The organism is Caulifigura coniformis (assembly GCF_007745175.1).
Taxonomy (GTDB): domain Bacteria; phylum Planctomycetota; class Planctomycetia; order Planctomycetales; family Planctomycetaceae; genus Caulifigura; species Caulifigura coniformis.
The window spans coordinates 6262385-6287171 of the sequence record NZ_CP036271.1 but is presented as its reverse complement, the minus strand read 5'-3'; the positions used below and the strand labels follow the sequence as shown (position 1 = coordinate 6287171).

The following is a 24787-nucleotide window of genomic DNA, read 5'->3' as shown; positions in this document are numbered from 1 at the left end:
GGGCGCAGTCGCAGCCGAACAATCATCGCCGTAGTCTGCTGCCCATGTTTTCTGCCGTCGATTGCAGGTGGAATACGACGGCGGGTTCCGGCAGTCTCTGCCGCTCGACGCCCGACGGCCCGATGAAATCGCGATATCGAGGGCTCACTCGCCCAGGGTTCCATTCTGTCACTTCGAAACGGTCTGCGGCCTCGTAAACCCCCGCCCCTCACAGTTCCCCCCCGCCCAGGACGGCTGCCCGATACGGCAGAATCAGCCAGTGCACTGCCTCGCTCGCCGAATCAAAGTGGGATCGCTATATCGTTGAGATGTTTGAGGATCTTTGAACGCATGGACTTGAGACCGAGGGCGTCCATGCCGTTTCCCAGTGGGCTGCCTCGCAGGAGCAGATCGAATGGCCTGGCTTCGCCTCAGCATCAACTCGCTTCTCCTGGTGGCGCTCGCCGGCCTGTGCGGGCCGCTACGTGACAGCGCCGTCATGGCACAAGACCGCGCGGTTGACCCGCTGCCGTCATGGAATGAAGGAAAGTCCAAAGCGGCCATCCTGGAGTTCGTCCGCAGAACGACCAAAGAAGGCGAGGCGGATTTCGTGCCCCTCAAGGAACGCATTGCCGTCTTCGACAACGACGGAACGCTGTGGCCCGAAAACCCGATCCCGTTTGAAGTCGCCTATTCGCTTGATACCGCGCGGGCGATGATGACGGCGAAGCCGGAACTCAAGGAGCGTCCCGCATACAAGGCGCTCGCGGAAGGCGATCTCGCGGCGCTCGGCGACAATCACCTCAAGCTGCTGATGGAACTGATCGTGGCGACCCATGCCGATCAGACGACCGCCGAGTTCGACAAGTCCGTCGCCCAATGGATCGCCACGGCCAGGCATCCCCGTTATCAGCGGCTGTATTCCGACTGCACCTATGAACCGATGCAGGAAGTCCTGAGGCACCTGAGAGCGAACGGATACCGGACGTTCATCGTGTCCGGCGGGGGACAGGATTTCATGCGGGTCTGGGCCGACAAGGTCTACGGCATTCCTCCGGAGCAGGTCATCGGCTCGGCCTTCAAGCTCAAGTATGACCTGGTCGACGACCGGCCGACCCTGCGCATCCTCCCGGAGATCGCGTTGATCGATGACAAGGCGGGAAAACCGGTTGGCATCCGCCACTTCATTGGCCGGACTCCCGTCATGTGTTTTGGCAATTCCGATGGCGACCAGCAGATGCTGGAGCTGACGACAATCGGGCGCACGCCGAGCTTCGGTCTGATCGTGCATCACACCGACGCTGAGCGGGAGTACGCGTATGACGCACACCCCAAAAGCAGCGGGAAGCTCGTAACGGCGCTGCAGGCCGCCCCTCGGCGGGGCTGGGTCGTGGTCGATATGAAGGCCGACTGGAAGCGGGTCTTCGCTGACCCGAAGTGATCCCGACGAGGGAGTTCGAATCGGCGCTGCCGGTGTGGGTGACCAGTGACAGGACTTTACGAGATCGCGGGAATGGCCCTGGAGCGAGTCTACGACCTGTCGCCGTCGATCTTGGCGATCGTCGTCCTGGCGATGCTGGCCTTCACGAACGAAATCGGCTTCCGCATCGGCCGGCTGCGGAGCGCCCGCGAGAGTGAGCCAGCGCGCGCCGTCAGCGGCGCGATGAAGGCGACCATCCTCGGGTTGGTGGCCCTGCTGCTGGGCTTTTCCTACTCGATCACCAGTTCGAAGTTCAGCCAGCGACAGCGGCTGGTTCTCGACGAGGCCAACGCGATCGGAACCTGTGACCTGCGCGCCCAACTCCTGCCGCCTCCGGCACGAGAGAGAATCCGTGTTGCGCTGCGCGGCTATACCGACGCCCGGATCGCATACTTTGAACAGGCGCTGGAACCCGATGCCGCTTCAAAGGCCTCCTCAAGCATGAATGCCGCCCTGGAAGATCTCTGGGCCGGAGTCGGCGAAGCGTTCCAGGCGAATTCCGATCTCACGAAGTCGTCGGAGATCATCCCCGCGGCCAACGAAGTCATCGATCTCTCGTCGACTCGCTCCTGGGCGAGTCGCAACCACATGCCCCCCTCGATGGTGGTGCTTCTGATCGTCTGTCTGGCGATTTCGGGAAGTCTGACCGGGCATTCTTCCGGACAGTCCGGATCGCGGCATACGGCCTTGTGGACGACGCTGAACGTGCTGGTGGCCCTGATTCTGTTTGTTGTCCTGGATTTTGATCGCCCTCGACGAGGGTTGATCCAGGTCGATCACCGGCCGCTGCTGGAACTGCAAAGCAGTCTTGTTCCAGCAGATCCGCAAAGGTGAACGCAAGGGCGGAGGCTGGGGCACGGTGAAGTGGCTGGCAACACCAGTCCCGCCGTGTCCGCGACTGGCCCGAAAGCGCGGTCCGCGGTCCGGTCTGAAAACGAAGCCCCCCGTTGGTGACGGGGGTTCTCTCGAGGCCCCGCCGGTCTTGTCAGGTCCTGTCAAGCCGGCCGAAAACTGGAGGCAGCAGGACGCCAATAGAACTGTTTCTGGCAGGACTCACGGATTGGGACTTACAGGCAAGGCGGCTTATGCTCCCACGGTGCGAAGCCTCTTCATCTTTCGCAAGCATCGCAGGATGCGAAGGGTTCGAGCAGAATAAGCCGCCAAGTGCCGTTTGACGGGGCTGACCGGACAGCTATTGGACTTATTTGCTGCGCCGGTCACGGACTTGAGACGACAATCTTTGCCAGGCCGTGACAAATGGCGCCACGCCTGGTCTCGTCGCGGCCGCCGCGCGAACTGCGAGCATCGTCTACGGCAGCCTTCACAATTCGATCTCGTCTCCTGCGTCGACCGCCACGCGTCACCACGGCATGCCCTCGCAATCCGACCAACGTTTGTGAGGCATAGCTTAAACCAGGCGCCCCGGCCAGTACCTCAGAATTCGCCGATTGGATTGCCGTCGGCGATGCGTCCCAGATTTCGGTACGTCGTCTTGTCGACGCTGTTGCTAAGAAACCGGACGGCGCCGTCCACTAGAAGAAAATGGGCACCCGCCGAATGCATACTCCCAAATCCCGACGTCTGGCCCCGACGGACGACTCCGGAGTTGTTGCCATTCACTCCGAAGTACCATCGTTCGTAGATCATAGGATCATTGCTGACCGTCGCACTCGTTGGGACGTCCGATGCTGCCGCGGTGTCGCCCAGGACCGTTGGCACATCGTATTGGGAATTCGGCCCTTGGGAACCGATCCAAGCGCCATGCCCAACGGGAATCCAGCCAAAGTCAGGACCGTCCGCCGCTGGAGTATATCGCTCTCCAATCATAAAGACGTTACTGGTTCCATCAGTCACATCTCGCAAGCGGGTGTTGGAATTCTCCCGAAATGCTCCGCCAAGCAGGTGCAGCATGTATTTGTCCCGAATGCCAAACCATCCTGATGTGGCATTCCACCCTGCTCCAGCGACCGCATTATAATTCGACCTGGCCAATAAGTTCTCTCTCAGAACGGCCGGTAATCCTGAGCCACGTGAGATTCGCGTCCATCGGAGAAGCGGAGAGCCGGAATCCGTGGGACAGCGAGCGGTCGGCAGTCCAGTAATTGCGAGATTGGGCGTCGCCGAAACGACATCCGACAACGTGCGAGTCGTGTCGATCGCGTTATAGAGAGCCGCATGATCCAGTTGTGGCAGAATCATTGTGTTCCACCCCCACAGCGGCGTTAAGACAGAATTCGTTTCTATATGGATGTATCCGGGTGGAAGCGACAGCACAGTGTCATGATAATTGTGCATCGCCAACCCCATCTGCTTCAGGTTGTTCTTGCACTGTGTCCGCCTCGCGGCCTCGCGGGCCTGTTGGACGGCGGGCAACAGGAGAGCAATCAGAATCGCGATGATGGCGATGACGACGAGCAATTCAATCAGCGTGAAGCCGATACGGTGCAACTTTGCCATCGAAGTGGTCGAGCGACTGGCCATCTTGTCTTTTCGCATCTTGATGATTCTGCAATGAGGCAACACCCGGAAATGATCGTGCCCGCCTGGTGTGAGGACAAGCAAGATGTTCCGCACAACGCTGAGAATGTGCCGATGCGATCGTGAGGGTGAGCGTGTCGAAGGCCTGGGCAATGCACGCTGCTGGCTTCACCCCCAAGCCGCGAGCCTCAATGACGGCAGACGCGCATTGATGAATGCAGGTGGCCGAACGTTCCGAGGCCTGCCCTCATGAAGAACCGTATTTCCCCACCAGTTCGATGCATCCGGCCCCCCTCCACCGTCGACCGATCAAACCCCTCCTGGATTGAGCGGATCGTTGGTCTGGAACAGGTAGTCGTTGGACTCGGAGGAGTGTCCGCACTCCGGGCGTGGTAAACCGCGCCTGATCGGGACGGTAGTCCCGTGAACCTGCTTCGTAGGCGAGCGTGATCCCCCCGGATTCCCGCATCCGCTGCCAGATAAGGTCGGCTTCCGTGAGCACGGCGGCCGACGAGCCATAGGCGTCGAACCGCTGGTGGAAGAGGTTGAACGCGCCGAATGCATCGATTGTCGCCGTGGACGTGACCGAGCCGTCCAGATCAGCATAGGCCCAGACGGCCGCGGTGGACGAACCAGGAATGCCGGAATTCGTACGTTCCGTCGTCAGCAGTTCCCCGTTGGGAGCATGCAGGTGAATGGACGAAATCTTCGGCGAGGCGCACGGCAGGTCGAACTTGAAGAGGCGGGATGAACCGTCGGAATAATTTCAGTCGTTCAGACTGTCAAGGAACAGAAGGTGCATCTGGGCGCACCCTGCATCGCTCAATCGGCCGGTGGAACCGGCCCTACCTCGCTCAGATACTTTCGTCCATGGCCTCCCGTTGGCCCGGTGAGGGGCCCCTGCCGGAGAGCGACATTTTGTGATAACGCTTCCCAAGATGATTCAATTGATACTTCCATCTTTGTTGATTTCAACTTTGGGGGTGAAGCCAAAACTCGAAATCAAGCGGCTAACTAAACCATAACGCTCTGATTTTTCAACAGATCCCAAGAAGAGGTCTCGTTGCTGCTCAATTGACCAATTTTGCATCACTCCGGCCAACGCCCTTTCAACTTCTCCCTGACCTGCATCCAGCAATGCGGCTGCGGCTGGCTGACCAAGCGGTGGCCCCTGTCGTGTGGCGACCACAATTTCGTTGCCAATGCAGTTCCAAGCTACGCCTAACAAGGAATGGTCTTTCAAGGCCCTCAATGCAAGTTCATACATCGCATGAGCTTTGTCAAGATGCCAACCTGAGTGCAAGGCACACTCAATGACTTTCTGTGTGTCAGTCTCTGAGTACATTCGTTCTTCGAGTCGCATGGCACTACTTCCTCAAGTGCGGCATGAAAATATTCCGCCACTCTTTGGTTCTGAGCTTGATTAGTTCGTCAACCACATCTTGCCTTCCCAACCGACGCATCAAAGAGATTTCTTCCGCATAAGCAGCTAATTCCCAACTCCATCGAGAGTTCGCGTCCATTAGGTTCGACATTCCATCCCAAGCACTCGCTCGGTCATCTCGAAAATGACGGAACTCGTGCATCCACGCCGAGTATGAAGCGTCAGGGTCAATAATGAACTGTCCCGGTCGGCCTGCCCGACTGCTAGGACCGTAAGCCATTGTTCCGCTTCGTTCAATAACTTCTACACCTTCTGCTTCCATGAGTCGCCGCATCTCAGCAATTTCATCAGAATGACTGATGCGAGCAGGCCCCATGACTTTCCGGGCAGGGTCAGCATCAGTGAAGAAGGCATTAGTTCTCGTTGGGGCAGCGATTCCCACGACGCGCCTGAAAATTGCGGCGGACCAGCCGATCGTCGGCGCGAAGCCGAGCAGGTCCATCCGGGTGAAGGTGCCCTGAGCGAGGCCCAGGCCGCTCTGGGCCACTCCGACGACATCACCGGTCACGGCCCAGCCGGTCGCTCCTTTTACCAGCCAATTCGCTCTTTGGTACGCCTGCAAACTCGTGGCCGCGTATGTCCCCGTCGCGATGCTCGCACCAATCCCTACCCACAGCCCCTGGGTGTGAAAACGGTTGTATTGATAGGAGTCAGCGAGGGTGTCGCCGTAAATCCACCGTTGCAATCTCCCCACGCCCCCGGCCGTGTAAGCATTCGAGTAGCCCGTCGCGCGGGAGGTGAGCCGCCCCAAGAAGCCCAGTCCTTCCGGATCGTCTCCCTCTAGTTTGGCCCAATCGATTCCCGGCTTCTTGTTCAGCGGGTCGTTGGCCTGGAACAGGTAAGCGTTCGGCTGGCTGAGCGACCGGATTCCCGGCGTGGTAAACCGAGCCAGGTCGGGACGGTAGTCCCGTGAACCTGCTTCGTAGGCGAGCGTGCTTCCCCCGGATTCCCGCATCCCCTGCCAGATGCGATCGGCCTCCGTGAGAACAGCTGCCGACGAGCCGTAGGTGGGTGTGAGTGGGTTGCCGTAGGCGTCGAATCGCTGGTGGAACAGGTCGAACGCGCCGAAGGAATCGATCGTCGCCGTCGACGTGACCGAGCCGTCCAGATCAGCATAGGCCCAGACGGCCGCCGTGGACGAGCCGGGGATTCCAGAATTCGTACGGTCGGTGGCCAGCAGTTCCCCGTTGGGGGCGTACAGGTGCATTGCCGAGATTTTGGCCGTGGGGCCCGACAGGTCAAACTCCACCAGTCGCGAGGGGCCGTCGCCGACGAACTGCTCCCAGGTGACCGGCCCGCTGCCGCCGAACTGCGTTCCCCGAGCCGCTTCACGGCCGAGAGCGTCGTAGACATGCCAGGTCGTTGCGTTCACCGCGCCGTCGCTGAGGTCGTCGGTCCGAATGAGACGGCCGGCCTGATCGTAGGCTGACAGGATCGAACGCTGGACGAAGCCGCCTCCCGGGATGCCAACCGTCCAGTCCTCGACCGTCAGCCTGCCTTCGCGATTGTACGCGAACTGGTGATCGGCCTGACTGAGGAGGCGGTTGTCGTATCCGAAGATGACTCCTGAAGGATCGATCCGATTCTGGGATGCGTCGTAGTTGGGATCAGAGATCGTCGTCCATGTGCCAGGAGAGGTTTGGCGCTCGACTTTTTCAAGTCGACCGAAGGCTCCGTAAATGTAGCGCAACGTTTCGTCGAGAAGACTTCCCCCGCTGGCATCGAAGAACTTCGTGGTTCGCTGCGAAATCCGTCCCGATGCGTCAAAGAAGCGGTCGTGCTGGGCGACGTTGCCAGCATTGATGGGGGCAGAATTGCCGTTGAAGACGGCATCGGATTCACTCTTGAAATGAGCGATCCGCTTCAATCGCCCCGTCGCCTCATCATAGACGCGGAATGAATAACCCGCAGCGGCGCCAGTGGCATCCGGGCCTTTGTGCCGCTCAATCGAGCGCAACTGGCCATCGCCGTAGTAGGTGAACTCCGCAAACTTATCGATGCCGGGGGCGGAGCCGATCCACATTTGCGTTGTGGGAGCAATTTCCTGGTGCAGTTCCTGGGAAAGGCTGGTCACGCGCCCAAGATGGTCAGGCGTTTGCGTGTAGGTGGCGATGGGGCTGAACGACGTGTTGCCGGCGGGATCGGCCGAAACCGCGAGTTTCGTGCGAACGCCGATCGCGGACCAATCGGAGTTTTTCACCACTCGAGCCAGAGCCTTCCCATCGACCGTGCCGGAGACGGTCTCGGTCTCCACCCGACCGAACTCGTCGTAGGTGAAGGCGGTCGTAATGGAGGATGCGACGGAGTTCGCAGACGCGAGGGTGGTGGACGTCGCGGTCTGCAGCGTGCCGTCAGGATTCAGTTTCTTGACGACATATGTTTGCGCTGGAATGGGTTGTGTTGGATTGGCAAGCGTGGCCTGCACTTCGGCGAGCGTCGTGTCGTTCTCAAAAGCCGACGGCAGAGCAGCCTGCCGAATCCAGAATTCATGAACTTCATTGGCGACAGGATCGACCGCCGAGACCATGACGTCGCCGTTGCGGTCCCAGAAGATCGTGACCAATCCCTGATGGAACCACTTACGGTCACTGAGGGCTTGCCCCGCGACCGTGGTGCTGGATGACGAGGTGAAGTAATCGACCTTGGTCCGTTCGAGCGTCAGACGGCCGAGACCGTCGTATTCCATCGTGGTGATGTTGTGTTCGGAGTTGCCCGTCGCTGAACTTGGGGTATCAACGCGGACCACGTTTCCGGCCGAGTCGGTGAACTGCAGCGCGGTGAAGGTCGGACCGTTGAGGGTATCGCGCTTCAGCACGCTGGAGACTTCACCGGAATGCAGGGCGTACTGGTAGACGATGTCGTCGCGAGTCGAGCCTTCGCGAAGAGTGCTTTCTTCGATGGGACGGAAGGCTTCGTCGTATTTGAATGTCACCAGTTCGGTCAGTTGTGGGGAACTGCCCACGACCCGCTCGAATTTGGTCAAAGTCAAACCAAAGGCATTCTGGATTTCTTTAGAACGGCGAAGAGTGGGATCGGTGGTCGACACAGTGACCGTGTGAGCGGCGGACGAATATTCATAGGTGGTGCTCGTCACCAGCCCCCCGGCCGCTCCGGTCGCCGGATCGGGCTGTTCGATGCGGGTCACGTTTCCAAGCGAATCGAAGTAATTTTTCGTGACCGGCGCGGCGCCGTCGGCACGGAAGTAGGGGTTGGTGACGGAGACGGCGGTGGCAGCGCCCTGGCCGGGGCTGGAGTCGATATAGGACGTGTCGACGATGAGGTCGTCGTCGTGCGTCGGTTGATCGAACGTGGCGGCCTGGATGACTGCGGTCTGGCGACCGAGGGCATCGTACTCGTAAAGGGTGCGGCGGAACCGGGTGTTGCCAATTCCAATGCCATCGAAATCGAGCAGATCTTCCGTCAGTTCGCCGCGGTTATTGTAGTTGAGCGTGCGTATGCTGCTGTCGGAGTTGGTGATTTTCCGGACCTGGCCAGCAGCGTCGCGATCGGAAGTCGTCGCGACGCTGTTGCGATCAGTCACTTCTACGGTCAGACCAAGACGCAAATATTCGTACAGGGTGACACGGTTCTCGGTGGCCGGGCCGGCGTCGGTCGTGTTGAGGACGCGACCGAAGTCGTCGTAGGTGTTGGTCGTCGTGAAGGACTGATGCGAATACTCGTCTGGCCCACCAGTGACCGTCGGCGTGAAGCGATGCTCGACGATGGTCGCGATGTCGCTCGACGCATCGCTAAAGGCGTAGTCGATTGCGCCGCCGCCTTTGGCAATCACTGCGGACCGGATGACGCGGTTGAGGGCATCGTATTCCGTCGAGGTGGCGGCGAGCCCGTCTCGATGGACCTGCCGGACGTTGCCGACGGCGTCGTAGACGTACTGCGTGGTGACATTCGAGCCGCCAGGCGCGTCGGAGAGGTCGAGGACGACTGATTCCAGCGTCTCGCTGGTGAGGCGATCCTGGCGGTCGTAGTCCCGGGTGGTGACGGCGCCTGTGAGAAGGTTCTCTTCCCTGACCACGCGTCCAAACTCATCGAGGATGGTTTCGACGACCTGGTTCGTCGTGACGCCGCTCGTAGTGGCGACCCCTGAGGCTCTTTCCCAGGCCGTTCGCAGCAGCGGATCATAGAAATAGGCGATCTGGCTGGCGCCGGGGCGGGTGATCGACTTCACCGCACCGTTGTCGAAATAGATCGATTCCGTCGTCTGCGAGACGGCGGTTCCGGTGACAGTCATGGCGGTCTGCCAGCCACGGGAGTCGTAGGCGTACGTCGTCGTGGTGACCGAGGAGGCGCCAAGTCCAGCGCCGCCGCCGATGGTCGACTCGATCAAGCGTCCCGCTGCGTCGTACGTCCATGAGCTTCGGGACAATTCACCGAACTGCGAGTCGGTCACGGTCCGCGAGATCGGGCGACTGAGCGAATCGTAGGCAGCGGCGGTTGTCGAGATGTCGGTGCCATCGCCATCTTCCACCAGGATCTCATCGACATTGCCAGCGGCGTCATAAGAGAACGTCGTGACTTCTGTCAGGTCATCCGAGGCGCCCTGGCGTGTCGTCTTGTCGATGCGACGATTGGCGCCGTATTCATAGGTGGTGACGAGACCTCTTGCGTCTGTATGAGACTTGAGAACATCCGGCACGGAATTGACCGTGTCGTAAACCCAAGTCTCTTCATAACCGAGCGGGCCATTCAGCTGATCGACGCGGCGCTTCGCGTCGCGGTGGTAGGTCCAGGTGCGGCCGAGGACATCGGTTTCGGTCAGCAAGTCGCCGTTGGCATCGTAAGTTCGGGTCGTCTGTGCGGCATCGAAATAGAGTTCAGTCAGGTTGCCGACCAACTGGCGGCGGGGCTCCGCACTCAGGACCAGCTGTTTGAACCGGGCGTCGGTGTCGTTATCGCTGTTGATGTATCGCAGATCCGTCTTGTCGATAACGACCGAGGTGTCTTCGTAGTCGTAGCGGTAGGTCGTGTCGCGACCTGGCGTGAGCGACTCGCGAACACCGTTCAGGTAGAACTCTTCCTCGCCCTGTGTCCCGCGGACGATCTGGCCGTAGCCGTCGCGGATCCAGCGGTCGGTGGTGACCACGCCTGCGATTGCCGTTTCGACGGTCCGTGATCGCTCGATCAAACGCCCTTTGCGATCGAAGGAATACAGAGTCGCCACTTCGCCGATGAAGTCTTCCCCAAGTGGATCGGACTCGGAGAATGATTTGAGGTCGGCCGTGGGCTCGACAACGATGGCGGTTGCCTGGCCCGCGAACAGGCTCGTATCGGTTCGGCCGTTGGCGAAGATGGCATCGGGCTGATCGAGGAGGCGGGCCATCTGGAGTTGATAGGTGGACGTTGTCGCGCCGCTGCCGATGGTGATCGACTCAGGCCAGCGAACCTTGTCGACGCCGTTCCCTGCGTACTCACGATAAGCAATCGTGGTCTGAACCGCCGTCGGGCCCGTTCCGAGTTTGTCGAGAGACAGCAGGTTGGTTCCGGAGAGGTAGTCAAAGGTCCTGAAAACGCCGACGTTGAGCCCATCGGTGATCATCAGCGACGTCAACTGGGCATTGCCGTTGTGGTCGAGGAGGACCGAGCTTCCGCCGGGCAGAAGAATTTCTCCCTGCGCGAAGTTGAAGGTCGTCACCGCTCCATCGGGAGCGGTCATCGAGGTCAAACCGCGACTGCCGCGGACCTCTGACGAAAACCCGAAGACGGTCTCCGGCGCGGCGAGCGTGCGAATCTTTTCCAGCAATCCATCGGAGCCAAAGATGTAAGTCGTTCCGGAGGGCAGGCTGTAGAACCAGCGGCCGTGATTGTCGTTGTTGTTACCCGGATCATTCTCGGGATCGACAGAGGACTCATAGAACGTCAACGTGCCGAATTCTTCGCGATCTACAATCCGCGTGGCCGGGTTGACGGCGGCGAAGCGGTGAACCCCGTTATTGTTGCCCGTCGCCTGGAACAGCCGCGCGCCCTGACCGGGGATCTGCATGATCACCGTGTCAGGGGCATTCGCCGCGATCGATCGATCGACGAGATACGGAATTCCGTCAATCTCCCAACCTTTGCCGAGGGTCGCGAACGGCCCATCGGTAGGCGAGTTCTGGCGCGTGACAACGGCGTCACCGGCCAAGGCCACGGCCTCGGAAGGGTTGCCTCCGGCACGGGTGATCGTCGCCTTGATTTCCCAGCGGTAAACGCCCGTGCGCTCCTGCCATTCGGGGAACGCCACTTCGAGATCAAAGCGATCATCAATGTCCGCGAGACCAGAGTCGGTTAGAGAGAACGTTTTGGCATAGCTGTCCGTGCCGTTCCGCTTGAGTTCTTCGAAATCGCCATTCGCGGGATTGAACCAATACCAGGTGATTGTTCCGGCGATCTCCGTGATGTCGACGTCGGAAGGCTTCCGGACAAGGCTGGCGCGAACGACCGGCACGGGTTGAGCGAGAGAGGAATCGTAAACGAGCGCGTAGTTGCCGGCGCCCCCCGCCTGCAGGTCGACATCGAGCGATTGGCTGACCGAGACGTTTCCGCGAGACAAGTCGACGCCGACGGTCCCGAGATTGACGGTTTCATCGACGCCTGGACGGGCTGAGACGACTTCGGCGGCGATCGTCCAGTTCTCAGAGGAGAGCGGAAGTCCGTTGGCGCCCACCTGCAAGAGAATGGGTTCGTTGTGAGCGCTATTGGCGTCGAGGACATTGTTGCCCGGGCGCAGATGATAGGTCGTCAGGACAACTCGGCTGGACGCGAATCCATCACTGACAAAGTAGGAAATGGGCTTGGTGCCGATCCCCGTGACGTTGCCCGGAGGATTGACATACAGTGTCACACTATCGTTCGTGACAAGTTTCTCTCCGAACGCGATCGCCCCTTGCGGGCTGTTCAGCGGATCGTCGAAGTTTTCGAAGATCCGAAGTTCGTCCTTGTCCCCATCGGCGGCGTCGATGGGAAGCGCGACACTGAACCTCGGGGAGTCTTCCACATAGCCGATTGTGACGTCGCTAATGCCATTGAGGACCGGCGCAGAGTTTCGGAACCGCAGGGTCGTCGTGGCGGGCTCGAGGCCTCGCTTGCCGTTGCTGTCGATGCCAACGTAGGTCAGCTTCTCAGTAAAGTCGCCGCAGAGCTGGTAGTAGTCGGAGTTGGGCGAGTAGGTCCAGGTCCCGTCCGAGTTCGGCTGGAGCGAACCGCGAGTGTCGATGGTGTCGCCCTCTAGAGCTTTGGCGCCGGCCTGGGTGACTGTCGCTTCGATGGTCGTGCCGGCAGCAAGCCCGCTGAACCAGACTCTGTGAGCGGCAACACCGAAGTTGAGAATGTCATTTCTCGGAACCGATGACTTCACATCAACGCTGGAAAACTGGCCCAGCAGTTCAAGAGTTTCTGCGAGAGTGTCGCCCGTATTCACGTGACGACCGGAATCCGCCCAGAACGGCCCAACGGTCATCGGGTTGGCGCCGTTGATGCTCAGGTGAAGTTCCCACTGACTGTCCGTGTCATTCGTCTTTAACAAGACATAGAACTCGTTATCACGAAGCTGGATCTGAAATCCATCGCCCTCCGGCTTCAGGATCCCGTCTTCTACGCCGGTCCACTTGACCGAGATTGAATCGCCTTCAGGGTCGACATCATTGGTCCGTGGATCGAACGTCAGTGGGCCGGAATGCGGCCCGGTGAAGCGATCGTCCGAGACAATCGGGGAATTCGGCCTCAACCGGATCGTCGCCCGGGCGGTCACGGTTTCGACAGTCGACCCGTTCTCGATCCTCTGCAGCTGGTAGCTGAACGTCCTGAGCAGCGCCTGATTGAAGAGAGCCGGATCGGGCGTGAAGATGATTTGCCGGGTCGTCGAATCGAAGCTCAGCTCGTACTCGTTGGCGACGTCTGTCAATGAAGTGGGATCGACGGTCCAGTCGCTTGACCCATCGGACAGAACATCCAGCGCATAGGTCTGACGGCCTGTGCCGAAGCGGAAGAGGTCGTCGTCGGGGACATCAAGTCGTTCGATCCGGATCGAATCGGCGACGACGACTGACTTACCTCCGTCATTGGGGGGGAAGAGGGCGACGGTCAAATCGCTGCCTGAGACGGTGATATCGCCCAACGAGGCCCAGCCGACTCCGTTGATCTCGACGTCCTGGGGACGAATCCGCTGGTTGACCATCCTCGTTGCGATGGCGTTCGGCGCGGTCCCGAGAACGATGTCCGAGACCGTCTGCTCTCCATTGAAGAACGAATAGGGCGCGTCATGGAGCTGCCCATCGGTTCGATCGGGCGTCGTCCATGTGGCATATACGCGGTAGCGACCGTTGGGGACGAGGTCGCTGACGTTCCACAGGATCGGGTCTGTCGAAGTCGACGTTCCACTCGCCACAACGTTTTTCACGTTGCCATCCTCATCGAGGTAATGCGAGTTTCCCGTATTCCAGCCGCTTCCGATCGGAGGCGACGCTGGTCCCAATTCAATCCTCTGATCGGAGGAAGGCTCGATCTCAGCCATCAGATCGATCGTAAACACACCCTCGTCGACGTCATCGGTGGTGACGGTAATAGTCGCTGACCGGCTGATTGGCGTTGTGACCTCGGCGCTTGTTCCCGTCGAGACGGTGTAGGAAATCGACTCGCCCGGCGCGAGAACGACATCGCCGGATTGCAGCTGCGTGAAAAGGTCGCCGCCCAGGACGAAATCGCTGCTATTCACCGACAGATCCGAGATTGTCAGGTTCCTGGTCGCCGTGCCGAGGTTGGAAACGTAGAGCGTCCGAGTGACTGTGGTTTCTGACTGCAGCGAACCGAACGAGACGAAGCCGCCGATGCCGTATTCGTCTGCATCCGCGTTTCCGCCGATGGCGACTTCGGGCTCATCCGCAAATCCGGATCCGACAAGATTGATGACAAAGGGACCGCCGACGGCATTGTGGCCAATCGACAGGGTCGCCCCAGGAGCAACGGAGCCGACGACACTGGGATCGAATCGGACGGTGTAAGACGCCTCTCCGCCTTGAGCGAGAGTCTGGCCCACCGCCGACCCGACAAAACTGAAGGCGCTGTCATTGAGGAGCGGGGCATCGAGCGTCAGCGGATCGTTGCCGACGTTCCTGACCAGGAAGGTCCGATCGACAAATTGATTGTCGACATGAACAGCGCCGAAGTTGATTGCGGGGCCGTTTGAGGCGAGCGGCGCACCGTTCTGAGTCACTCGGATCAACGCCGGCTCGGTAGCGTCGTCCGTCACGACAATCGTGAACGGGGCGGTTACAGATTTGAGGCCGCTCGTCGCCTTGACCATGATGGTGTGCTCATCGAACAGCTCATGATCGAGGAGCGTGCTGTTGGCGACGGTGACGACGCCGGTTGAGGCATCGATCGCAAATCGTCCACCGGAGTTGTCGGTCAGCGAATACACGATCGAGCTGGAGACATCGGCATCGGTCGAGAGGGCCGTGATCCCGACGACGGTTCCATTGTTTGCATGTTCGACAACAGACCCTCCGGAGCCGCCGACGGTTGACCTGCCCCCACGGACGCTACCAACCTCTAACTTAAAGACCCGCTTGTCAAAGGATCCGCTGCAGAGGCCTGCTGGAGCGCAGCGGAAGCAGGCCTCTGCAGCGGGCGCACCTCCGGGGCCGGGGGACGATACCCCAGTGAGCTATGCGGCCTGATGGTGTTGTATTCCACACGCCACCGCTCGATCAGCACCTTCGCCTCCAGCAGGGTCTCGAACACTTCCCGATCGAGCAGCTCGTCACGCAGCTTCCCGTTGAACGACTCCACATAGCCGTTCTCCCACGGACTGCCGGGCTCGATGAACAACGTCTTCACGCGAACCCTCCTCAGCCAGTCCTGAACGGCAGTGGCTGTGAACTCAGGACCGTTGTCGGAACGAATGTGCTGCGGAACGCCTCGGCAGACGAACAGGCCGCTGAGTCGCTCCAGGACGTCTTCGCTGGTCAGCTTTCTGGCCACGTCGATCGCCAGGCACTCCCTCGTGAACTCGTCGATGACGGTCAGCATCCGGACCGGCCGACCATCGTGCGTCCGGGTCTGCACGAAGTCATAGCTCCAGACGTGATCCCGGTGCGCTGGCCGCAGCCGGACGCAGGATCCGTCGTTGAAGCACAGCCGCTTCCGTTTCGGCTGACGTTTGGGAACCTTCAGGCCTTCCTGTCGCCACAGGCGTTCCACCCGCTTGTGATTGACCTTCCAGCCATCCCGCCGCAGCAGGGCCGTGACCCGGCGATAGCCGTACCGGCCGTACTGCGTCGCCAGAGCGACCATGTCCCGGATCAGGCGAGGTTCCTCATTCGGAACGTGGGCCTGGCGGCGTTGGGTGGATCTCATCTGCCCCAGCACACGACAGGCTCGACGCTCTGAGACGTGTTCGATGCCCAGCGAATTGCGGACGTACGCCACGGCCTGGCGCCGCTTCGCCGGGCTCAGAAGTTTCCCGAGGCGGCCTCCCGCAGGATGGCCTTGTCGAGCTCCGCATCGGCCAGGAGCCGCTTGAGCCGGGCGTTTTCCTTCTCGAGCTCCTTGAGCCGCTTGGCCTGATCCATCTTCAGTCCACCGTACTCCTTCTTCCAGCGGTAGTACGTCTGCTCGGTGACGCCAATCTTCTTGGCGGCGACGGCGACCGTCGCTCCCTGAGCGATCTCGACCTCGGCTTCTCGAAGCTTGGGGATGATCTGCTCAGCGCCAAATCGTTTCCTCGCCATGACCTTGCCTCCTCCCGGTGAAGGTCCACGTTCGAGGCAGAATCTACCCGAACTGTGGACTCGTTGAAGGGGGGCAGGTCACAACGGGCCTCTGCCTTCCGAATTGCATGTTTCAGACTCCGCGGTGTCTGAAACATGTCGAGTAGCGCGTCCATCAAGTCCCGAGTGTCTTCGGGAGGCAGTAGGCCGGGCGGCAACGGCTCGTCAGAAGAACAGAGCAGGCTTTCGGGCAAAGGAAGAGGATCAATAACACGGAACTTTTCACGCATCTCCTCCCGGCAGGCCCGTAACATCTGAGCGGCCGTCGTCCGATCAATCGACGGCATGGGCTCCGTGTGATCGCACAACTTCGTGAACGGCAGTGACCCTGCCGGATCATCGTCCCGCCTACCGCCCGTGAGTATGAAACACAACATCGGAATCTTTCCGATGCTGTCGAGCATTGCCAAAATGTCCTCGCGATCGAAGCTCTTGCTGTCGTTGCGGTCTAAATCGTCGATGACGATCACCAGTCTTGCGTTGCATGCAATGAGCAGTGGTGTCAGCCGTGCGAGTCGTTGCTGAGGGCCCGCGTGACGATCGAACAGCGCAAGCAGGTGTTGGGCAATGCCAGACGACAGCGATGCAGCGCCGATGTAGGCAGCGGGGAGCGTCCGGAGTCCAACAGTGTCGACCCGCTTGCCCACCTCACGGATTGCATCGTCAAGAATCTCATGGATCGCGGTCTTGGAATCCGAGAAGCCCCAGCAACTTGTTCGCGAGAACCATAAGTTGGGCTCTGCCTTCTCCGGATGCTTGATGGCCCATGTTTCCGCCAGATGCGTGACGCTGGTCTTTCCGGAGCCGTACTGACCGATTAGCCCGATGCTAACCCCATCCGATCGTCGCAGTTGACGGGCAATCCTGCTGTAGAGCGCCGACCATCCAAATTCATCAGCTTCCGGTCGCTTCGCCGGCCCCTCCCGGTTGCGGTCGGCTAACGGCGGATTCGCCGTTAGCAATTGGAACAACCAAATAGCGAATTGGATGGAGATCACCAAAATACAGAGCCAGCCAATTGCCCAGCCTGCTCCCTCGGTCGAGACCACGGCTTTTGAATCAGACAGAGAGTTTCCGATCAGTTCGATTCCCTTGGGAGCCAAGATTGCTGCAAACAGTGACGCCAGCCAGATTGACGGGTAGTCCAGCCTCGCGCAATGCGTGAGCGAGAGCGGCGCAAGCTGCAAGACGAGAATCAGAATTCCGCCCGCAACGAGCGAGGTTACAGCGATGTGATGCCAGCATGCGAAGGACGATTGGCTTGAAAGTGCTTTCGTCCAAGGCGAGCCGAAATTCAGGAACGTGGATGAGATTGCCCCCAGCATCGCTGCGATCAGGGCGTAAATCAAAAGTGTCGCCCAGCGAACAAGGACGAAACGCAGACGGATGTTCAACGTGGTGCTCCGAATCCAGACGCACCAGCTTAACGGATGCGCAGCGTTTGCTGGCGCTGGTTCACGAGCATTGGGGCGTGCAGGAGAATGGTCTGGACTGGGTGCGGGACGAAATCCCTGGGAAAACACTGCTGCATGATTTTCCGGGGCAATGCACCGCAGAACTGGGTGGCGCTGTGGAACGCAGCTCTGAATTGGCTGCTGCAGCGTACGGTTTCTATTTGGGACACGGCCTGATCCCGGTAGGCGTCAGGTGACACCAAATCGTGAATCGTTGTGGACAAGTTCCAGTCAGGTCTTGCGCGGTCTGATGCGACGGCATATGGTCAATCGTAACACCGTGCCTCAGTCGGCACAGAAATACGACGCTGATGATCTACGCTTTTCTGAACCAGAAGGGCGGCGTGGGCAAGACGACTCTCTCCGTCCACACCGCCGCCGAATTGACCCGCCTGGGACGGCGGGTGCTGCTGATTGACGCTGATCCGCAAGGGAGCGCCCTCGCCTGGGCCAACTGCCGCGAGAACCCCGCCTTCACCGTGGTCGGGATGCCCAAGGCCACGATCCACAAGCAGATTCCCCTCCTGGCCGGAGATTACGACGACATCGTGATCGACGGGCCGCCGCGGATTGCCGAACTGGCCCGCTCGATCCTGCTGGCATCCGACCTCGTGGTCGTCCCGCTTCAGCCGAGTCCGCTCGACATCTGGGCGGCGGCCGAGACGGTCGACCTGGTCCGCGAGGCGCAGGTCTATGAGCCAGACCTCAAATGCTGTCTGGCGATCAATCGCCGGATCGTGAAGACGGCGATCGGCCGGGATGTCCGAGACGCCTTAAAGGAACTGGACGTCCTCGTGCTGGAGCACGACATCAGCCAGCGGGTGGCCTTCGCCGAGACGCTGGCGAACGGGTCCACCGTGGGTCGCGATGACGACCGCAAGGGGGCGAAAGAGATCGAACGCTTCGTCGAGGAATTGAGGAGGATGACATGAACAAGCGAATTCAAATGACGGCGAGGCCGCTGAAGGCCAACACAGCCGATCAGTGGGTCGAGACGTCCCTGTCTACACCCGTCCAGCCAGCCGTCAAATTCAAGCGGCTGACGGTCGACGTCGATCCGGAGTTGCATACGCGCCTCAGGCTCCGCTGCGTTCGTCGCGATGAACACATCTCGGATTGGCTGCGAGCCCTCATGGTGTCGACACTCGACGCCGAGGATGCTGGTTCCTCGTCGACCTGATCCTTCCACTCCGTCGATGCTTCTATCTCATCGTCTCGGCTGCCGATCGTTCTGTCCCAAATTTGGGACGGAGTTTTCAAGCGGTCGTTGGTATCGATCGACGCCCCAAAGATCGTCTCATCGCAGCGGTTCGCTTTCCTGTGGATGGATCAACGAACGGGTCCCATCCGCATTGCCGCACTCCGATTCCTGCGGCACGTTGAACCGGCCTAAGCACTGCTTAGGAGACAAGCCTATCGTTCTGTTTTCTTTTTTTCCGGCCTGCCATTGACCCTCCGCAGGCCGCGCTTAGGGTTCCACATGCTCATCGCTACGCAGGGCAAAAACGTCGCGTCGACGCGGCAATATTTCGAGAGCGTGCTGACGCAGGGCGATTACTACCTGGGTCAGGAAGTCGCCGGGCAGTGGCATGGACGCGGTGCTGACGTCCTGAGTCTCGGCATCGGATCAAACGTCACAAGGTACCAGTTCGCCGCCCTCCTCGCCGGTCAGCATCCCGAAACCGGTAAGGCCCTCACCCAACGTGTCCGCAAGGATCGCCGTCCCGGCGTCGATCTGACGTTCTCCGTTCCGAAGAGTGTGTCGCTGGCCTGGGCGATCAACGGCGACGAACGGATCGTCGAGGCCCTGCGGACAGCGGTCCATGAGACGATGACGAAGGACGTCGAGCCGTTGATGATGCGGCGGGTCCGAGACGGCAGCCGGGCGACTACGAAAGACCGGACACCGACGGGCAAACTCGTTTACGCCGACTTCCTGCACAAGACGTCCCGCCCGGTCGAGGGGAAGCCCGATCCGCACCTGCATATCCACGCCTTTGTCATCAACTGGACCGAACAGAACGGCAAGCACTACGCCGGGGAGTTCGAGGAGATCATGCGGCAGCGGCCGAGCCTGCAGGCGAAGTTCGAGGCCCGGCTCGCCCGGACGCTGCTTCAGCAACTCGGCTACCAGGTCGAGAAGGTCCAGTACCGCCAGAGCGGCCGAATGAAGACGGGCTGGGAGATCACGGGGATCGACCGAACCACGATTGAAAAGTTCAGCCGCCGAACCGAACAGGTCGAGGCCTTCGCCCGTGAGAATGGGATCACCGACGCCGCCGAGAAAGGCTCCCTCGGCAAGAAAACGCGTGAGAAGAAGGATCAGGGAACATCCATTGAGCAATTGCAACGCGAATGGCGATCCCGCCTGACGGCCTCGGAGCGCGAGACATTCGGCGGACTCCTGGGTGGTCCTGCCGCACAGCAGCACTCCAACGAATACGACCTGGCCGAGAAGTCGTTGCGGTTCGCCCTTGATCATCACCTCTACCGCCAATCAACCGTCGAGCGGCATCAGGTGATCGGAACGGCCCTCGAACACGCCGTCACGCTGTCGCCGGAACAGGTCGAACGTACTCTCGACGGGATGAACGTCATCCAGCGGAGCCGTGAGACGGAGGGAGCGAAGCGTCATCTGGTCACAACCCGCGAAGTCCTCGCCGCCGAGAAGGAACTGATCGCGTTCGCCCGCGACGGCCGGGGAACCCGAAAAGCCATCGGTACACAGAAACATGACTTCCGGCGGGAGTGGCTGAACGACCAGCAGAAGGCGGCCGTCCTCCACGTCCTGACGTCCCGCGACACAGTGACGGCGATCACGGGCGGGGCCGGAACCGGCAAGTCGTCGCTGATGGCCGAGGCGGCCGAAGCGATCCGGGGCCATGGGAAAGAAGTAATTCCGCTCGCTCCCGCGACTGGTGCCCGCGAAGTTCTCCATGACAAAGGTTTTCATCAGGCCCAGACGGTCGAGCACCTGCTGCGGAACACGCAGTTGCAGTCGCAGATCAAGGATCAGGTGCTGTGGGTGGACGAAGCGGGACTTCTCGATGTCCGATCGATGAACGCCCTCTTCCAGGTGGCTAACCAGCAAAACGCCCGGATCATCCTCTCCGGCGACACGCGGCAGCATGCCTCGCCGCGGCGGGGCGAAGCCCTGCGGCTGCTGGAAAGGGAGGCCGGACTGAGCATCGCCCGCGTGGAGACGATCCAGCGCCAGAAGGGGCAGTATCAACAGGCGGTCGCCCTCATCAGCCGCGGGCATGAAGTCATTGACGCCCGCAATGGCACGACCGGCCTCGTCGCCGGGTTCGACCTGCTGGACCGGCTCGGGAAGATCCAGGAAATCCGCACCGAGGATCGTCACGCCCTCCTCGCGGATCAGTACCTGAAGGCGAATGCTCAAGGCCGTTCGACGCTCGTTGTCGCTCCGACGCATCATGAGGCGGATTCCGTCACATCGGAAATCCGGTCTGGCCTGCGTCGTCGCGGGTTGCTGACGGATCAGGAGCACAGCGTTCCCCAGTTGCGGTCCCTAAACCTCTCGGATGCGGAGAAAGGCGAAGCGACGACCTACGCCGGACAGTCGGACTGGATCGTCCAGTTCCATCAGAATGCCAAGGGCGGCTTCCAGCGGGGCGAACGCTATCGCGTCAGCGGTGTCCGTAATGGCCAAGTGGAACTTGCGGCAACCAACGGCCAGACACGGGTTCTGCCGCGAAACCCACCGGAGCGATTTGAGGTCTATCGAGAGTCCACGCTGGCTCTGGCCATCGGCGACAAGGTCCGGTTCAGCCTGGGCGGCACGGCGAAGGACGGCCAGCGGCGGATCAGCAATGGTCGTCTCGATGAAGTCCAGGCGATCGATCCCAAAGGCCACCTCATCCTCAAGAGCGGAATGACGGTTGATCGGGACTATGGCCACCTTGATCTGGGCTACGTCATCACCAGCCACGCCAGCCAGGGGAAGGACCGGCAGGTGGCCATCGCCGCGATGGGGTCGGAGTCCCTGCCCGCGATCAACGCCAAGCAGTTCTACGTCACGGTGTCACGGGGCAGCGACGACGTGATGATCTTCGTGGACGACAAGGCGAAGGTTCGCCAGGCAATTGCCCGGTCTGGTGAGCAGTTGTCGGCCACGGAAATGGTGAAGCCAGAGCAGACGGAACTATCCGCCGTCCCTGCCCGGTCGTTGGAGCGGCATGTCGGGCGGCGGGTGTTGCAGTCAGCCCGTGATCGGGTCGCCGCCTGGTGGCGGGACCGCAGCACCGGGGAAGTCGCCCGAACGGAAACCGGACGGTTGCGGGATTACGGCAGCGGGCCGTTCACCGGGTTCGGTCCGATGCCGGGCTTAAGTGGAGGGTATTGACGATGTCTTCGATGATGGCCAGAGCATTCGACGATCAACGCCGGGAGCAACTGTTCCGTCCCCGGCCGCAACCGGCGAACCAGTCCTCGGCGACTGGCACGTCCTGGCAGAGCGTTCGGAATGGCGAAATGCCGCCGCTGATGTTCCAGTTGCGGTTCCGCGACGGCCGGATCACCAGCTTCGCCTATAGCGACCTCCGGGAAATCCGCTTCCGGGATGCGGGCTTCATCCAACTCGGTCTGTGCGGGATGTCGCAACGGATCATCACGATCGAGGGGCGGCATCTGCGGGAACTGGTGGAGCTTCTGGGCAACGGCCTCGTCTACTGGCTGCAGGAAGCGGACGAGCGGGATGTTGAGACACCGGAGACCAGTCCCTGCATCACGGCGTTGATCATCGAAGATGCGGCCTGATCTGACGGCGCTCTGTCCCAAATTTGGGACAGAGCAATCAGTGGGCGGGGCAATGGGAAAAGAGGCTCAGGGAGGACACTCTTCCTAGTTCGGCGGAATCCATTCGGAGAATTGCTTCTCACCGATGGGCGGCACCGATTGTCTCGAGTCCCGAAGTACGTCCGGCCATCGCATCAGCTATTCACCGTCTTTATAAACAGTTCGTTCATTATCCTGTCAGCCCCCCAGCTCTGTGCGGCCGTGAACGCGACGTAGCGTAGTTCTTCGGCAGTCAACGAACGGTCCGGCTTATACGCGAGATCGTGATTGGATTCTGCCCATGCATGCTGAAAGAGCGTCTTCACCTGAAGCTCGAAGAACTCGGGTGCGTCGTCTTTTGGTAGCTGTTGATCGAACAGCTCACTCGGGAAGAACAAGATGAAGTGCCGACCCACATAGCCGAACTTGGAGTCTTCATCCGGAACAATTTCCTTCTCTTCGATGCTGGTGAAGTATTGATTGACGAGGGTCACCATCTTCTCCACGTCGTTCAGGTAAAACAGGATGATGCGGGCACCGATCTGATCCTGAATCTGGCTCAAAGGATCGGAATACTTGCGTGCCCCGTTGTCAGTCAGCTTCTCGGCCTTTGCGACGAACCGGTCAACCGATTTGGCGCGGGCCGCAATCCGATCGATCCTGGGAACGTCTTTGACGAATTCCTGAATGTGATCTCGTAAACGAGTTGCGAGCGGTACGAGGATGCGGTCATGCCGTTGCTGATACTCAGCGCGAATATCGCTCATTGTCGGCCGTCCTTTCTCAGACGGTCATCGACTACAACTCCTTGTGTTGTGAACTGCACCTTACCCGCTTTCCCGTCAACCTGATCCTGTCGGAACACACGGTTGAAGTCGTCGGCGGGGGCCGTCAATGAGCCACCGTTGTCGAGCTGGACAGTCCTGATCGAGAGCTGTTTTCCAAACTCCTCGACATTAAACCGAAACTGTTCGCGTTTCACGTCGTCATTCGGGCAGCGATTGAGGAGTGCTTGCGTTGCTTCCTTCGAGAGTTTGAGCTGCTTGCAGAAGGACTCGGGTGTGAGGGCTTGGCCGTCGAAGCCTTTCGCCAGCTGAGCAGCAGCAATGAGCGACTCCTTGATGGCGATGTCCTCTTCTGCCTTGATGGCCTCACGCAAATAGGTCGCTAGACGGCGCGTGCCGTGGGCCGGTGTGATGCGAAAGCCGGAATTCAAGAATTCCTCGATCCAGTACGTCGAGATGGTCAGGTCACCATTCACCTGTTTGTCGACCGCCCTCCCCTGCCAAAAGCCACTCGACAGCGACTTCGCGCGGTAGACCGCCGCTTTGTACGACGTCGCGCTTTTCATGAAGACCTTCTCAAGGAATTGAACAGTTAATCCACCCCCAGAGTCATCGGCAAGAATTGCGCTGTCGGCCGGAAATCGCGAGACGACAAGTCGTTCCTCGGTGGCGTTTGAACCCGTGAGAAGGAACAGCAGTCCCATTCCAGAACGTTCGGTCGTTACTGACTGCAATCGCTTGGCCAACGGCATGCCAGTGCGCTGGGAGGGGGCACTGAGGTAGTCAATCATCAAGTCGCGGACTTCGTTCTGCTGTTTCCCGTCCTGTGATTTGCTGAAGGCGATATCGTGCCGACACTCAGCATCTGAATTTTGAAAGATGCGATTGAGCATGTCGAAAAGCGTGCCTTTCAGCGGAACAGCGGTGCCAGTCACCGCCTTCTTGCTCTTGTTCGTGTCGACGAGAAAACTGTCAATCTGAGTGAGCGTGAATGACATGGCCGGCCCGCTGTCTATGCGATGAGAACTCGCCATTCTGGCGATAACAACGATCTTGCCCGCGGTTCCTCCGAACCGCAACTCACGACGACCATCGGAGTTACAGGAGGGAAAAACAACCAGCATGGCCGCGTGCGGGGGGTGATGGGAAAAGATGTGGTGATCGCTTGTGAAAGATGGGCGTGCCGAGTGGTCGCGACACGCCCGATTTACTTATTCTTCGGAGTCGCCGATCGACTCAGACGGTTCGGCCTGCAGCTGCTCGCAGATCCAGCTGTGAGCCTGATCGCAGAGCTTCGCGTGAGCCAAGAGATCGTCTTTGCCGAAGCTGCGGGTGTTCTTCCAGCCGTCGTCGGTGCGGTATCCGCGGGTGAACTGGACGTTGTAGAACGTCTTCCCCTCCTCCGTGCGGTTCTCGAAAATTGCGGCTCCAATGTTGCCGATGCGAAGTCTGCGGATGGGTTGGTTCTGTTGTGTCATGGTCATTTCTCCTTTTGGGTTGTGAGTTGTGGCTCGCTTTCGCCAGCCTTGAGCGACCAGGGCCACGCTGAGGGACCGGCGTCATGGCCTACACGGCTTTTCGGTGCGGGCCGGCCATTGACGCAGTCG

13 protein-coding genes and 2 pseudogenes are annotated in these 24787 nt (G+C 60.1%); 7 read left to right on the top strand and 8 right to left on the bottom strand.

Annotation, left to right across the window (positions count from 1 at the left end; translation table 11 throughout):
• Positions 1 to 394: 394 nt before the first annotated feature.
• Positions 395 to 1420, top strand: coding sequence for an HAD family hydrolase (locus Pan44_RS25190; protein ID WP_145034499.1), 1026 nt, complete (start codon positions 395 to 397; stop codon positions 1418 to 1420).
• A 72-nt stretch (positions 1421 to 1492) separates the two neighbouring features.
• Positions 1493 to 2293 carry a bestrophin-like domain gene (locus Pan44_RS25185; protein ID WP_145034498.1) on the top strand — a complete coding sequence of 267 codons (801 nt, stop codon included), beginning with the start codon at positions 1493 to 1495 and terminating at the stop codon, positions 2291 to 2293.
• A gap of 600 nt (positions 2294 to 2893) precedes the next feature.
• On the opposite strand, the gene Pan44_RS25180 is transcribed toward Pan44_RS25185, so the two are convergent.
• The 5 genes and pseudogenes from Pan44_RS25180 to Pan44_RS28420 all read right to left on the bottom strand — a co-directional run.
• Positions 2894 to 3955, bottom strand: a complete 1062-nt coding sequence (locus tag Pan44_RS25180) for a DUF1559 domain-containing protein (RefSeq protein WP_145034497.1) — start codon at positions 3953 to 3955, stop codon at positions 2894 to 2896.
• Between the two features lie 925 nt (positions 3956 to 4880).
• The gene (locus tag Pan44_RS25175; RefSeq protein ID WP_145034496.1) at positions 4881 to 5300 is read right to left on the bottom strand and encodes a hypothetical protein; all 420 of its coding nucleotides are present in this window, start codon (positions 5298 to 5300) and stop codon (positions 4881 to 4883) included.
• 4 nt (positions 5301 to 5304) lie between these two features.
• Positions 5305 to 14862 (bottom strand): annotated as a pseudogene (locus Pan44_RS28425) (hypothetical protein); the annotation flags it as partial.
• Between the two features lie 62 nt (positions 14863 to 14924).
• A protein-coding gene (locus Pan44_RS25165) for an IS3 family transposase (RefSeq protein WP_145030206.1) occupies positions 14925 to 16105 on the bottom strand; the annotation gives its coding sequence in 2 pieces (ribosomal slippage) (positions 14925 to 15841 and positions 15841 to 16105; 1182 coding nt in all).
• Positions 16106 to 16581: 476 nt separating this feature from the next.
• Positions 16582 to 17469: pseudogene (locus Pan44_RS28420) on the bottom strand (P-loop NTPase fold protein); the annotation flags it as partial.
• A 116-nt stretch (positions 17470 to 17585) separates the two neighbouring features.
• Between Pan44_RS28420 and Pan44_RS25160 the strand changes: the two are divergent.
• From Pan44_RS25160 to Pan44_RS25140, 5 genes are all read left to right on the top strand, one after another.
• Complete coding sequence (locus tag Pan44_RS25160; protein WP_145034494.1) at positions 17586 to 17795, top strand: ATP/GTP-binding protein; 210 nt, start codon at positions 17586 to 17588, stop codon at positions 17793 to 17795.
• A gap of 114 nt (positions 17796 to 17909) precedes the next feature.
• Complete coding sequence (parA, locus tag Pan44_RS25155) at positions 17910 to 18530, top strand: ParA family partition ATPase (RefSeq protein ID WP_145034493.1); 621 nt, start codon at positions 17910 to 17912, stop codon at positions 18528 to 18530.
• The gene (locus Pan44_RS25150; RefSeq protein ID WP_145034492.1) at positions 18527 to 18778 is read left to right on the top strand and encodes a plasmid partition protein ParG; all 252 of its coding nucleotides are present in this window, start codon (positions 18527 to 18529) and stop codon (positions 18776 to 18778) included. Before parA ends, Pan44_RS25150 begins: the two co-directional genes overlap by 4 nt.
• A 300-nt stretch (positions 18779 to 19078) precedes the next feature.
• Positions 19079 to 21964 (top strand): MobF family relaxase, encoded by a 2886-nt coding sequence (mobF, locus tag Pan44_RS25145; RefSeq protein WP_145034491.1) that lies wholly within the window; start codon positions 19079 to 19081, stop codon positions 21962 to 21964.
• A gap of 2 nt (positions 21965 to 21966) precedes the next feature.
• Positions 21967 to 22377, top strand: a complete 411-nt coding sequence (locus Pan44_RS25140) for a hypothetical protein (RefSeq protein ID WP_197453645.1) — start codon at positions 21967 to 21969, stop codon at positions 22375 to 22377.
• Between the two features lie 173 nt (positions 22378 to 22550).
• Here Pan44_RS25140 and Pan44_RS25135 read toward each other — a convergent pair whose 3' ends face one another.
• The 3 genes from Pan44_RS25135 to Pan44_RS25125 form a co-directional block, all read right to left on the bottom strand.
• Positions 22551 to 23162, bottom strand: coding sequence for a GTP pyrophosphokinase (locus tag Pan44_RS25135; protein WP_145034490.1), 612 nt, complete (start codon positions 23160 to 23162; stop codon positions 22551 to 22553).
• Positions 23159 to 24304: a hypothetical protein gene (locus Pan44_RS25130; protein ID WP_145034489.1), complete on the bottom strand. Its 1146-nt coding sequence runs from the start codon at positions 24302 to 24304 to the stop codon at positions 23159 to 23161. The genes Pan44_RS25135 and Pan44_RS25130 overlap by 4 nt, the downstream gene beginning before the upstream one ends.
• Positions 24305 to 24391: 87 nt before the next feature.
• Positions 24392 to 24658, bottom strand: coding sequence for a hypothetical protein (locus tag Pan44_RS25125; protein ID WP_145034488.1), 267 nt, complete (start codon positions 24656 to 24658; stop codon positions 24392 to 24394).
• Between the last annotated feature and the right edge of the window lie 129 nt (positions 24659 to 24787).